This is a genomic window from Morganella morganii (genome assembly GCF_041099235.1).
Lineage (GTDB): Bacteria > Pseudomonadota > Gammaproteobacteria > Enterobacterales > Enterobacteriaceae > Morganella > Morganella morganii_E.
In genome coordinates this window covers 184822-198309 of record NZ_JBFZSO010000005.1, presented here as the reverse complement: position 1 = coordinate 198309, position 13488 = coordinate 184822, and the positions used below count along the sequence as shown (strand labels likewise).

Sequence of the window (13488 nt, the reverse complement as noted above, 5' to 3'; positions counted from 1 at the left end):
AGTGTAACCGGTAAGCTGCCGGTTGCCGGACGCAATGAAAAGGGGTTTTTCATGACATTTAAGCGAATTATACTTGCCGGTGCGGTCGCGTCGGCCACATTACTGGCTGCTCAGATTGCTTCCGCCTGCACCCGGCTGGTGTATCTCGGGGATGATGCTCAGGTGATCACCGCCCGGTCAATGGACTGGAAAAGTGATGTCGGTACCAATTTATGGATTTTCCCGCAGGGGATGGAGCGTGATGGTGCCGCCGGGCCGAATTCCGTGAAATGGGTGTCCAAATACGGCAGCGTAGTGGCATCCGGCTATGATGTTTCCACCACCGACGGCATTAATGAAAAGGGATTGTCCGCAAACCTGCTGTGGCTGGTCGAATCCGTGTATCCGACACCGGAAAGTAACAAACCCACCCTGAGTATCTCGGCCTGGGCGCAGTATGTGCTGGATAACTACGCGACCGTTGAAGAAGCGGTTACCGCACTGGAAAAAGAGCCGTTCGCGGTGATCACCGATAAAGTCCCGGGTGAAGAGCGCCTGGCGACACTGCACCTTTCATTATCCGATGCCTCCGGTGACAGCGCCATTATTGAATATATTGATGGTAAGCAGGTAATTCATCACAGCCGTAAATATCAGGTAATGACCAACTCTCCGGTATTCAGCGAGCAGCTGGCACTGGACAGCTACTGGCAGCAAATCAACGGCACCGTTATGCTGCCGGGCACCAACCGTTCCGCTGACCGTTTTGCGCGCGGATCTTTCTATATTAATGCGATTCCGAAAGCAACCACACCGAATAAAGCAGTGGCATCAGTGTTCAGCGTTATCCGCAATGTGTCTGTGCCGTTCGGGCTGAATACCGAAGAAGAGCCGAATATCTCCTCCACCCGCTGGCGTACGGTGGTGGATCACAAACGTCAGATTTATTTCTTTGAATCGGCGCTGACACCCAATATCTTCTGGGTTGACCTGAAGAAAGTGGATTTCAGCAAAGAAAACGGCAAAGTGAAGAAACTGGATCTGGGTCCTGAACAGCAAAACATTTATTCCGGTGATGTGGCAAAGGATTTCACCGATGCTAAACCGTTTGTCTTTCAGGGGATAAACGAAGTTATCGCCCGTCAGAAATAAAAGTCATTTACGCTTCACCGGAAAGGATATAAGATGTATTTAAAATGCATCTTCAAGGTGAGGCGTAAAATGGAAAACTTAGTCTGCTATAAAACCCTGCCGGTCTGGCAAAAAACCACTATCCCGATGGCCTTTACGGATCGCCATAATACGGCGGAAGGGACGTGGGCACAGTTGACGGTTCTGGCGGGGGAGATGGATTTTGTCGTTTTCGGTGAAAATGGCGAAGAGACCCGCTACCACTTTGATACCACGCATCAGCCACCGCGTCTTGACCCGCAGGTGTGGCACAAAATTGAATCTGTCAGTGATGATATTTCCTGTCAGCTTGCCTTCTGGTGCCAGCCTGAAGATGAGTTCTATAAAATCCACGGACTGACCCGTCCGCACTCCGAAGTCCGTGAACTGGTGACAATGGCAAAACCGGGTAAAACACTCGATTTGGGCTCCGGACGCGGGCGCAACAGCTTTTTCCTGGCGCAGCTCGGTTATGATGTGACAGCCATGGATATCAATCCGCAGCACATTCAGGCGATTGAAGATGTGAAAGCCGCTGCGGGGATCAGCAATATCCGCACGCAGGTGTATGACATCAACCAGCATGCGTTACAGGATGATTACGACATCATTATCTCCACCGTCGTGCTGATGTTCCTGAAAAGAGAGAATATTGCTGCGATCATCGCCGATATGCAGGCGCATACCCGCCCGGACGGGTATAACCTGATTGTCTGCCCGGTGGAAACAGAGAATATGCCGTATGATGAACTGCCGTTTGACTGCTTCCTGAAACCGGGGGAGTTATCCGGCTATTATGCGGACTGGGAGATCCTGAAATACAACGAAAACCCGGGACATCTGCACCGCACTGATGCGGCAGGCAACCGGATCCGGCTGAATTTCGCCACTCTGATTGCCCGCAAAAAAGCCTGATTACTATTACCCTCGCGGCGCGTCACCGGTTTTTTCCGGCGGCGTGCCGTTCTGCATCAGGATCCGCTCCAGCAGTACCGAATACAGCGGACGCCCGCCCAGATACTGCGCCAGCAGTGTTGCTCCCAGACACGTGATAATCATCGGCAGGATCAGCTGATAGTTATCGGTCATCTCCAGTACCAGCACAATACCGGTCAGCGGCGCACGGACGGTGGCGGCAAAGAGCGCTCCCATGCCTGCAATGGCAAAGGTCGCCGGTTCAATCTGATACTGCGGAAACAGCAGCATGGCGGCATAGCCGAAGAAGCTGCCGAATAGTGTGCCGAGTGCGAGTGTCGGCGCGAAGATCCCGCCCGGCGCACCGGAACTGAAGCAGATAACCGTGGTGAGCACGCGGAACAGGAAGATCATCAGAATACCGGTCAGGGAATAGTGCAGCGCGGCGACATCCGGGATCACCGCGAACCCGCCTCCGGTTACCTGCGGCCAGTACAGCCCGGCAATACCGCATAATCCGCCAATCAGCCCGCCGGTGGCAACAAAACGGGATGTTTTGTCCTGATAAAAACGGCGGAACTGTGTCTGCATAGTGAGCAGAAAGCGGTTAAACATCACACCAATCACACCGAAAACCATCCCGAGCACCAGATAGAGCCAGAGAGTATTGAGCGGGGCGGCATGGTATTTGCCGATATCCAGGATCGGCGCGCCGCTGTTAAAGGTCTGAAAAACAATGCTCGACATGATCACGCCGATAAAAACGGCTTTGATGGAAATCAGGCTGTAACGGAACTGCGGACGCATTTCCTCGATGATAAACAGGATCCCCGCGAGCGGTGCGTTAAAGGCGGCGGTCAGACCGGCGGCGGCACCGGTGGCCAGCAATGTGTGGCGGGATTCTTTGTTTTTCACCCCGGCCAGGGCACTGACCAGTCCGCTGATATTTGCCCCTAACTGTACGGTCGGGCCTTCGCGTCCCAGTACCATACCGGAGCCGAGAGTACCCAGTCCGCCGATAAATTTCACCGGCAGCACCCGCCACCAGCGCACCGGGCGGACATCCTGCAATGCCCCTTCAATTTCCGGGATCCCCGACCCGCCGGATTCCGGTGAAAAACGCCGCACCAGCCAGTAGCCTGACATGGCCAGCAGGGCGGAAACAATAAACATCAGCGGGATAAGTATTTCTTTATTCTCTGTCAGTGAAGACAGAGAGCTGACCCGGTATTCGCCTACCCAATTGACCCCGCGTTCAAACAGCACACCGGTAAAACCGGCGAGTGCGCCGACGGCAGCCGCCAGCAGCAGGACAGTAACAGGGGCGAGGTTGCGTTCTTTAAGGCGTTTAAGCACACGATAACGGCGTTTAAGCGTGGCTGTCGTATGCGGTAAAGCATCTGACATGGCTGAACATGATCCATTCCAAATAAAAATTAATCACTATTTTAATTCAATTTGTGACAAGTGACACCCTTCACAGATTCAAAAATCCAACGCAAATCCGGACGTTTTTTGTTCGCATTTCCGGCGTTTTTCCGCTTTATTAATAAATGATAAATAAATGTTATTTATATGTGACGCGTAAAATAAAAAAGTAACAGGGCTGGTCAGGAGGCGTGAATGGATTTGATAACAGAGTGGCTGGGCGCGCTGAACGGCGTGGTATGGGGTGTGCCGATGCTGGTGGGAATACTGGGTGTCGGGCTGTATATGCAGATTCGGCTGGGATTTTTGCCGATCCGTAAACTGGGAACCGGGTTCAGATTATTATTTCAGCGTAATGAATCCCGCGGAGAAGGGCAGATCTCCCCGTTTAATGCCCTGATGACTGCATTGTCCGCCACTATCGGCACCGGCAATATCGCCGGTGTGGCAACGGCGGTGGTGATGGGCGGGCCGGGTGCACTGTTCTGGATGTGGATGACGGCGCTGGTCGGCATGGCGACAAAATACTCAGAAGCTGTGCTGGCAGTTCGTTACCGTGAAGTGGATAAATACGGGCAGTATGTCGGTGGCCCGATGTATTACATCAAAAATGGCCTCGGCCCGAAATGGGTCTGGCTGGGGACACTGTTTGCGGTATTCGGTGCCTGCGCCGGGTTCGGTATCGGGAACACTGTTCAGGCCAACTCAGTGGCGGATGTGCTGGAGAGTAACTTCGGCATCAACAAGTGGGTAACCAGCGTGGCGCTGGTGCTGCTGGTCGGTGCGGTACTGATTGGCGGGATCCGCCGTATCTCCGACGTGGCCGGTAAACTGGTGCCGTTTATGACCGTTGGCTACTTTGGTGCCGGTCTTGTGGTGCTGGCGCTGAATATCAGTGAAATTCCGGCGGCGTTCTCCCTCATTATCACCTCTGCCTTTACACCGGTGGCGGCACAGGGCGGGTTTGCCGGGGCGACCGTCTGGGCAGCGATACGTTTCGGGGTGGCGCGCGGCGTGTTCTCCAACGAAGCTGGTCTGGGCAGTGCGCCGATAGCGCATGCTGCCGCGAAAACCCAGAACCCGATCCGTCAGGGGCTTATTGCTATGCTCGGCACCTTTATTGACACCATTATTGTCTGTTCGGTAACCGGGCTGACCATTGTCATTATGGGTGGCTGGCTGACAGCGGAAACCGGTGCCACACTGACCGCATCTTCTTTCAAAGCGGCGATTCCGGGCGGAAACTATATTGTGGCGATTGCGCTGACGATTTTTGCGTTTACCACGATCCTCGGCTGGAGCTTCTACGGCGAGAAGTGTGTTCAGTATCTGTTCGGCGTGAAGGCGATTAAGATTTTCCGTGTGCTGTGGCTGATTGCATTACCGGTTGGTGCCACACAGTCGCTGGAGTTTGTCTGGCTGCTGGCGGATACCCTGAATGCCATGATGGCGATCCCGAACCTGATCGCACTGATCTTATTAAGCCCGGTGGTGTACCGTCTGACGCGTGACCACATCCGGGATGTTAATGCAGACAGTATTGATATGGCGAATGAGTTATATCAGAAAAAATAGCGGCGGGACGTGCAGATAACGGGCAGAAAACTGCCCGTTATTCAGATGCAGCAACTGATGTGATGATCAGGGTTGCAGCCAGAACAGGCCGCTGCCGTCCAGTGCAGTAAAGGTTTTATGCAGCATCAGGCTGTCTGCCTGCGGATCGAGCTCAGGAAACAGTGCCGGATGCAGCATTTTGGCGATAGCTTCCACTGCAATAATATTGAACGGGGTGTCATAGTATTGCTGATACAGTGCCAATACCTGCTTTTGCTGATACGCCGTGAGATGCTGCAGTTTCGGCCGTGCCATCAGTTTTTCCAGTGCCGGTACTGCACGCTCCTCAGAGCCGGTATAGCCGAGCGGTACTGAGACGCTGCCTTTGCGGGTACTTTCCCAGTCGGCAACGGTCATCAGATAAAATTGCGGATCAGCGGCAATAATCTGTTCTTCATTCACTTCACCCCCCATACCGTTTTTAAACCAGTCTGCACCGAGGTTATGGCCTCCGGCAGCGGCAACAAACTCCCCGAAGTTACCATTACCAAAGGTTTTGCAGCAGCTGTTTTCCCCGGCAAGACCCGCTGCACGTTCAATAAAGACTGTGGGCTTTTTGTCTTCCGGGATGTTTGCAACCCGGGAGCGGATAAGATCCAGGCGTTGGCGGTAAAAAGCATTAAATGCCGCTGCCTGTTTTTCCTGCCCGAAGACCTGTCCCAGCAGTGTCATACTCGGCATGGTGTTTTGCAGCGGATACTGACGGAAATCGATAAATATCACCGGAATACCACTTTTCTCCAGCAAATCCAGGGTGCCGCTTTCGGTCAGTTTACTTTGCAGTCCGGTATCAAAAATCACCAGATCCGGCTGATAAGTCAGCGCTTTTTCGACACTGAAATCCGATGTGTAGGGATTAGGAAATACCGGAATATTTTTCAGCTGCGGAAACGGCTTTTCATACGCAATGCGCAGATCCGGTGCTTTTTTGGTCAGTGCGTCATCCCATGCCGCAATACCTTTCAGCGGTTCAGACGGATGCAGAATATTCAGCGCAACTAATACCCGGCTGTCTGCCAGCATAATCCGGGATACCGGGGCATTGACGGTGACTGTCCGTCCGGCGATATCCGTCACCGTGATCGGAGCCGCTGCTGTGCTGAACGGCAACAGTGCCGCGAGTGCGGCACAGAGAGTGATGAGAAGTGCCGGAAAACGTCCGGCAGCGTGGAACATGCGTTTCATTATATGAATGACCTTTAAAACTTCACGGAAGCCTGCGCAAAGAAGGTGCGCGGCTGTCCGGCGTAAATGCCGTAGTTATTATCTGTCGAGCGGGTAAAACTGGCCTGATCAAACAGGTTTTTTACCCCGGCGGCAAGCGTCAGATCTGACCATTGCGGGCCGAAGTGATACTCGGCACGGGCATCCCACATCATATAGCCCGGAATAATGCCGTAACGCCCGTCAGCACTACCTTCGGTAATGTAGTTTTCCCCGGTTCCCGGTGACTGCTGTTTTGACTGCGCATAGGTGCTGAGATTCCACACCCAGTTTCCGGTTTCATAGCGGGCACCGGCAGTAAAAAGCTGGCGGGAGTAGAACGGCAGATCTTTATCCGCAAAATTACCGCGTTTGCTCACTGCTTTGGTGTAGGTATAAGTGCTGTAGATACTGGCGCCATCGAGCCATTTCGTTGTTTCACTCAGGTCATAATTCAGCGCCAGCTCCACCCCCTGATGGGTGGTTGCACCAAGGTTTGTCCAGCCGGTCGAGTTTTCAATGTATTGCAGCTGATCATTGAAATCGATATAGAACAGGGTCATTTCCGCAGAGAGCAGCCCGTCATCAAACCGTGTTCCGGCTTCATAGTTATGCGCTTTTTCCGCACTCAGGCCGTTTGCCGGATCATTACCCGCCCCGGCTGTATTAAGCTGGAAATATTGCAGACTGCCGAATGAACTGCCCGCGTTGGCAAACAGTTTCCACTGATCATCAATATGATAAATCACCGACAGCGCCGGTAATGGCTCGCTGTAACTTTTGCTGCGGAACTGGTTACGGAAACCGTCATCGAGATGAATTTTGATGTTTTCATAACGCAGGCCGGGAATAACCGTCCAGTTACCAACATTAATGGTGTCATCGATATAGATGGCATGAGCTTCTGTGCCGCCGGAGGTATGCTGATAGTAGCTGTCTGTCTGAGGGCGTGAACTTTGAGAACCGGTCGGATACCAGCCGGAGCGGTAGGCTTTTTCATCTGCCGTTTCATTCAGATAGCGGTAACCCAGGGTGATTTCGTGGGACTGATTATCAAAGCGGAACAGCTGTGAATAGCTGGGTTCAATGGCGTAAGCCGTGTAGTGGCGCGGGTAGGAAACGAGACGGCTCTTGCCTGCATTATCTTTTGTTCCTTCGCTTTCAATATAACTGCCCCGGTAGCTTTTACTGAACCAGGTCAGTAACTCAAACTGTTTATCATCTTCCTGATGGCGGTATTTAAAGGACATATCCTGACGGTTGCCTTCAAAGCGGTCAAACGGGCGGACTGACTGGTAAGGATCGGCTTTGTATTGTGCTTCCGACAGGCCGCCCGGCATCCCGGATTGCGCATGATAATAGTGGAAGTTTGCCAGCAGTTCATCAGTATCACTGAAGGCGTAGCGGGTTTTCAGGATGATGTCATCGATATCGGTATTATCATTGTTTTTGCGGTAGCCCTGGCCGTGCAGGCCGGAGTAGAGCAGCAGTGCCCCCGCAGAGCCATCTTCTTTTGAGCCGCCGACAGAGGCATCCGTCAGGGTTTTCAGCCCGCCGGTGCGCGCGCCTTGTGTTTTGACGGACGCGGAACCGCTGAAGGTTTCCGGAATCGGTTTGGTGACAAAGTTAATCACGCCGCCGACGTTTTGCGGCCCGTAGCGGACGGAAGTGGCACCGCGCATCACATCAATGCTGCTGATTGAACCTAATGAGAGTGGTGACATCGATAACTGCGGCTGTCCGTAAGGGGCTGCGGCCAGCGGAATGCCGTCGAGCAGAATAGTGGAACGCGGGGACAACCGTGCCGGAAGCCCGCGGATACCGACATTGAGTGAAACGTCACTGCCGCCTGTGCCGTTGCTGTCCCGCACCTGAACGCCCGGAATACCGCGCAGGGCGTCCGCTATGTTTTCCGCCCCGGACTCATCGATTTGTTTTTTGGTTTTGATGGTCCGTGCGCCGCCGTGGTTCAGCAGAGTATCACTGTTATCAGTGTTATCCAGCCAGTTGCCGACAACGACGAGCGGGGTTTCAGTATCTGCGGTGGCGGCGATACTGCCGCTGCTGATAACAGCGAGCGCCAGTGCCAGCGGAGTGAGGCGGGCAGGGCGGTAGTGTGCGTTACAGGAATCAGTCATCACTCAGTTTTCCGTGAGAATTTAAGAAGGCAAATGATAATTACAATCATTACCTGTACGCAATAATTTTTTAACGGAAAGTTACTAAGATGCTGATTTTATGGTTCGGAATTTGAGGGTTGAATGGCTGTGGTGAAAATCATTTCTAGTGTGAATGCGATCTTGCTGTTTTAGCGGGGAACGGGCGGTTTTGATGGATTAGTCCGCCCGTTATCCCGGGAGAGGGCAGAATATGTCAGCAATCGGGTTCGTCACCGCATAAATAAGAGTCAACCCATTCATTCTTTTCGCGGAACAGGTAGATATAGTTACCATCAGGAAAGCGGATATCACCGGCACCGCTTGATGATATTCGCCATTCACCTGTCTGACCATTTTCAAGTTCAAGACTGCCGTATGAAATACAGGATGAATAATAATCATGATCCCATGACATGTCTGACGATATTTCTGCTGACCGGAAGTAATTGATCAGTTGTTCTTTATTTGGTGTGAATTTTTTACAGGCATTAACTTCGCCCGCAGGGGGATTTTTTGTGACGGTAATTCCTGAATTTTCTATTTCTATATTTTTTACAGACATAGCATTCATTGCTTCAGGAGTGAGAGCTATCGTAAGTAACAGGATAGAGAATTTATTTACCATGATGCAGTACTCGCTTCAGTTGTATTTTTTCTTGCTACATCAGGATGTTTATATACTTCAGATATTGAAATATCCAATGTTTCTAAAAGTTCTGATATCAGCCATTTAAGAGATGCATTTTGTTTGCTGTTCACTGCGTCATATATGTCATTATTATCACTGTCACGTTCATAGTAACCGACAATTTCAATGCCGATACTATCAGTATTACTTGGGTAGCGATCCGGAAATGACTTTGCCTTCTCTATATCTGAGATAGCTTTAGTTCTGAATTTATTTTCCAGGTCTGCCATTTTTTTGAGTTCAGATGGTTCACATTTTTTTGTAATAACACATCTCGATTTCATTTTTCCTAAATGCCACGTTGTTTTAAACAACGAAGCTGTCTGATAAATCACGCCTTCTTTATCAATTAAGAAGTGAGCGCCATTACTGCCTGCATGACTGTAACTATTAAAGACATGTGTTTCAGCAGGCGTACCAGTCTGGTGAACAATAATACCGTTCACTTTATCCATCGGGTCGCGCTCGATTTTACTGAATCGTTTAATGGTAATGCGGTTTGATTTTACTAATCCGTTGTCATCAATATATAACATTTTATCCATCCTCTGGTCAGTTACCTTACCGGTTTATATCACGCCGCCGTATTCCAAACTATCGGACAATCCCTTAGTCAGCATGATGTTTAACACGCTGTAAATGTTAATCATTCGCGATAGTGGTGTGGCTTGCCGGTTAATTTTTGCTTTAGATCAAGCAAAGGAATGATAGTCAGGAAAACCTCTTTTCACCGGTCTGAAATGGCGTATTCTTATGTTGCATATAAAATACAACTTATAAGGAAGCAAGAGCATGTACTGTGTGCAATGTGAACAAACGATGCGTACGCCGGTGGGTAATGGCTGTGCCTATGCCCAGGGCATGTGCGGTAAAACCGCAGAAACATCTGACTTACAGGATCTGCTGGTAGCAGTGCTGGAAAGTCTTTCAGCGTGGGCGGTTGCTGCGCGTGAATCAGGTATCATCGATCACGACACAGACAGCTTTGCGCCGCGTGCGTTTTTCTCCACATTAACCAACGTTAACTTCGATTCTGAGCGCATCATCGGTTATGCGCAGGAAGCGATTGTGATGCGTGACAGCCTGATGAAACGCTGTCTGGCAAAAAATCCGGCGCTGGTTGTGAATCACCCGTTAGCAAACCTGCAACTGAAGGGCACGGATATTGCGTCACTGGTGAAACAGGCGGATGAATTTGCCCTGAATAAAGATAAGCAGGCTATCGGTGATGATATCCACGGTCTGCGTATGCTCTGCCTGTACGGCCTGAAAGGGGCGGCGGCGTATATGGAGCACGCCCATGTGCTGGGCAAATACAGCGATGAAATTTACGGCCAGTACCATGAAATCATGGCGTGGCTGGGGACTGATCCGTCTGATATGGGTGAGCTGCTCAACCAGTCTATGGCGATCGGTATGATGAACTTTAAAATCATGGAAATGCTGGATGCCGGTGAAACCGAAGCTTACGGTCATCCGACGCCGTCTTCCGTGAACGTCCGTCCGGTGGCAGGTAAAGCGATTCTGATCTCCGGTCATGACCTCAAAGATCTGCATATGCTGCTGCAACAGACAGAAGGCACCGGTGTGAACATTTACACCCACGGTGAAATGCTGCCTGCACACGGCTATCCGGAACTGAAAAAATACAAACATCTGGTCGGTAACTACGGCAGCGGCTGGCAGAACCAGCAGACTGAGTTTGCCAAATTCCCGGGCCCGATCCTGATGACCTCCAACTGTATTCTGGACCCGAATCCGGGCAGTTACACCGACCGTATCTGGACCCGCAGTATCGTCGGCTGGCCGGGTGCGAAACACCTGAACGGTGATGATTTCAGCGATATTATCGCGCAGGCTCAGGCGATGGACGGCTTCCCGTACAGCGAAATCGAACACCTGATCACCGTCGGTTTCGGCCGGGAAACCCTGCTCAATGCCGCAGATACCGTGATTGACCTGGTCGCCACCGGCAAACTGCGTCATGTGTTCCTCGTCGGCGGGTGTGACGGCAGCCGTGGTGAGCGCAGCTACTACACTGACTTTGCCCGTCAGGTGCCTCAGGACTGCCTGATTATGACGCTGGCCTGCGGTAAATACCGTTTTAACAAGCTGGATTTCGGTACGCTGGAAGGGCTGCCGCGTCTGCTTGATGTCGGTCAGTGCAACGATGCCTATTCTGCGATTATGCTGGCGGTGAAACTGGCTGAGAAACTGGGCTGCGGCGTGAATGATCTGCCGCTGACACTGGTGCTCTCCTGGTTTGAACAGAAAGCGATTGTGATTCTGCTGACCCTGCTGGCGCTGGGTGTGAAGGATATCTTCACCGGCCCGACGGCGCCGGCATTCCTGACTGACAATCTGCTGAATGTACTGAATGAAAAATTCGGTATGCGTCCGATTACCACTGTAGAAAATGATTTACGCGCTGTGTTAGGCGCGTAATTGCTGTAATTGTTAGTACCGGGGAGGGCGGTTACGCCTTCTCCGGCACGGAGTCAGGAGAGCCCGATGACAATGCCGACGTCTTTATGTCCGAACCGCATGCAGGTCCATTCTGTCATGCAGGAAACCCCGGATGTGTGGACTATCAATCTGATTAACCACGATTTTTATCAGTATCACGCAGGGCAGTATGCGCTGGTGAGTATCCGCAACAGTGATGAGACACTGCGTGCTTATACCTTATCGTCCACACCGGGACTGAGTCCGTTCCTGAGCCTGACGGTGCGACGTCTGGATGACGGACAGGGTTCCGGCTGGCTGACCGGCGAGGTGAAACCGGGTGATTACCTGTGGCTGTCTGATGCACAGGGTGAATTTACCTGTGATACCCGTCCGGCAGAGCGCTATCTGATGCTGGCCGCCGGTTGCGGCGTGACACCGGTGATGTCGATGACCCGCTGGATCCTGCACCGTCAGCCGGAAAGTCAGGTGACGGTGATTTTCAACGTGCGTGATAAACAGCAGGTGATTTTTGCTCAGGAATGGCAGCAGTTGCTGACTGCGTTCCCGGCCCGTCTGCGTCTGATCCTGATGGTGGAAAACAGTGATGAAACGGATGAATTATTATCCGGCCGCCTGTCAGAAGAAAAACTGAAAGCCCTGATCCCGGATATCGCACAGCACACGGTGATGACCTGTGGTCCGGCACCGTATATGAAGAATGTGCAGACATTCTGTCAGGCACTGAATGTGAACCCGGACTGTTTCTTTATGGAGCGTTTCGGGCCGGAGCCGGAAGCGGAAGCCGGAGAGCAGACGGTTACCATGACGATTCAGTCCCCGCTGCGTCAGGTGAAAGTGCCTGTCGGTATGACGCTGCTGGCAGCCATGGAAGCGAACAGTGTACCGGTGATGGCGGCCTGCCGCGCCGGTGTCTGCGGTAGTTGTAAAACCCGCGTCCGCAGCGGTGAATACACCACCACCAGCACCATGACGCTGACCCCGGAAGAGATTGAGCAGGGTTATGTTCTGGCGTGCAGCTGTCAGATTCAGGGCAATGTTGAATTAGCCTGATTGAGAATCATTCGGTATAATGGCAAGAAAGCGCCGTTTTCAGCGGCGCTTTTTCTGTTTCCGGCGGATAAACGCCGGGTTTCCGCTATGCTGTAAATGTGATCATAATAAAAAAGGATTTTCAGCAATGAATAAGACAGAGTTTGTAACCCGTGCCCTGACTGATGTTCTCGGTGAACATATCGGTGATGAATCCCTGGTGGAACAGTATTTTTCCCGTGATTATGTTCAGGTGGTGAATGGTCAGACAATTGAGTTTCCCGCATTTCTTGCCCATCTTAATGCCCTGAAAATGGCAACCCGCAGTATTACCATTGAGATTAAATCCATCGCAGAAGGTGAGTCCTGTGTGCACACTCAGCATATCGCTAAGGCGGAAAAAGTCAGTGGCGAGCATGCAGCCTTTGAGGTTTTTGCCTGTTTCCGTCTGGCAGACGGCAAAATTGTCCGTTGTGAGGAAGTGACACGGCAGCTGACCGGTGATGAGAGCGATAATGATCTTGGCTCCCGGACCTGATCGGTAACCTCAATGCTTTCTAAACGAAATACGAATAGTCCTCGCCATATAATTTCTGAGAGTTATAATTCGCGCCGCATTTAAGGTGCAGTATCTCGTTAGGCGAGGCTCCTATACAAACAAAGGTTGCTGATCTGACGACGTCGAGAGACGCCCAAGATTAGGACAGGTTATATCGAACAGAAGGTATAACCCGAAGTAACTTCCCGCAGTCTGCGGGATACGTTGTATAGTGCTAAAACCGAGACGTGAGATAGCCTACGCATTCTCTCATCTGGTTTCGCCCCTATTGGAGT

Annotated in this window: 11 protein-coding genes and 1 riboswitch; of the genes, 6 read left to right on the top strand and 5 right to left on the bottom strand. The window is 51.6% G+C overall.

Annotated elements, in window-relative coordinates:
• Positions 1-51 precede the first annotated feature (51 nt).
• Entirely contained in the window at positions 52-1131 is a 1080-nt protein-coding gene (locus tag AB7038_RS10815) for a linear amide C-N hydrolase (RefSeq protein WP_004237752.1), read from the top strand.
• Positions 1132-1200: 69 nt separating this feature from the next.
• Entirely contained in the window at positions 1201-2064 is an 864-nt protein-coding gene (gene tehB, locus AB7038_RS10810; protein WP_108657598.1) for an SAM-dependent methyltransferase TehB, read from the top strand.
• Positions 2065-2070: 6 nt separating this feature from the next.
• Here the strand turns inward: tehB and clcA are convergent, their stop codons facing one another.
• Entirely contained in the window at positions 2071-3471 is a 1401-nt protein-coding gene (clcA, locus tag AB7038_RS10805; protein WP_072869862.1) for a H(+)/Cl(-) exchange transporter ClcA, read from the bottom strand.
• 216 nt (positions 3472-3687) lie between these two features.
• Between clcA and AB7038_RS10800 the strand changes: the two genes are divergently transcribed.
• Positions 3688-5067 carry an alanine/glycine:cation symporter family protein gene (locus tag AB7038_RS10800; RefSeq protein WP_368889096.1) on the top strand — a complete coding sequence of 460 codons (1380 nt, stop codon included), beginning with the start codon at positions 3688-3690 and terminating at the stop codon, positions 5065-5067.
• Positions 5068-5133: 66 nt separating this feature from the next.
• On the opposite strand, the gene AB7038_RS10795 is transcribed toward AB7038_RS10800, so the two are convergent.
• From AB7038_RS10795 to AB7038_RS10780, 4 genes are all read right to left on the bottom strand, one after another.
• On the bottom strand, positions 5134-6291 hold the full coding sequence (locus tag AB7038_RS10795) for an ABC transporter substrate-binding protein (protein WP_072869867.1): 1158 nt from the start codon (positions 6289-6291) through the stop codon (positions 5134-5136).
• Between the two features lie 14 nt (positions 6292-6305).
• Positions 6306-8447 carry a TonB-dependent receptor family protein gene (locus AB7038_RS10790; RefSeq protein ID WP_369453328.1) on the bottom strand — a complete coding sequence of 714 codons (2142 nt, stop codon included), beginning with the start codon at positions 8445-8447 and terminating at the stop codon, positions 6306-6308.
• A gap of 235 nt (positions 8448-8682) precedes the next feature.
• The gene (locus AB7038_RS10785) at positions 8683-9093 is read right to left on the bottom strand and encodes a hypothetical protein (protein ID WP_262882226.1); all 411 of its coding nucleotides are present in this window, start codon (positions 9091-9093) and stop codon (positions 8683-8685) included.
• Positions 9087-9692: a peptidoglycan recognition protein family protein gene (locus tag AB7038_RS10780; RefSeq protein ID WP_214214016.1), complete on the bottom strand. Its 606-nt coding sequence runs from the start codon at positions 9690-9692 to the stop codon at positions 9087-9089. Before AB7038_RS10780 ends, AB7038_RS10785 begins: the two co-directional genes overlap by 7 nt.
• 256 nt (positions 9693-9948) lie before the next feature.
• Between AB7038_RS10780 and hcp the strand changes: the two genes are divergently transcribed.
• From hcp to AB7038_RS10765, 3 genes are all read left to right on the top strand, one after another.
• Entirely contained in the window at positions 9949-11601 is a 1653-nt protein-coding gene (gene hcp, locus AB7038_RS10775; protein WP_369453297.1) for a hydroxylamine reductase, read from the top strand.
• 66 nt (positions 11602-11667) lie between these two features.
• A complete protein-coding gene (hcr, locus tag AB7038_RS10770; RefSeq protein ID WP_369453296.1) occupies positions 11668-12675 on the top strand; it encodes an NADH oxidoreductase in 1008 nt (335 codons plus the stop codon).
• Positions 12676-12802: 127 nt separating this feature from the next.
• Complete coding sequence (locus AB7038_RS10765) at positions 12803-13192, top strand: nuclear transport factor 2 family protein (protein ID WP_025152738.1); 390 nt, start codon at positions 12803-12805, stop codon at positions 13190-13192.
• An 87-nt stretch (positions 13193-13279) separates the two neighbouring features.
• Positions 13280-13452, top strand: a riboswitch (M-box (ykoK) riboswitch).
• Positions 13453-13488 lie beyond the last annotated feature (36 nt).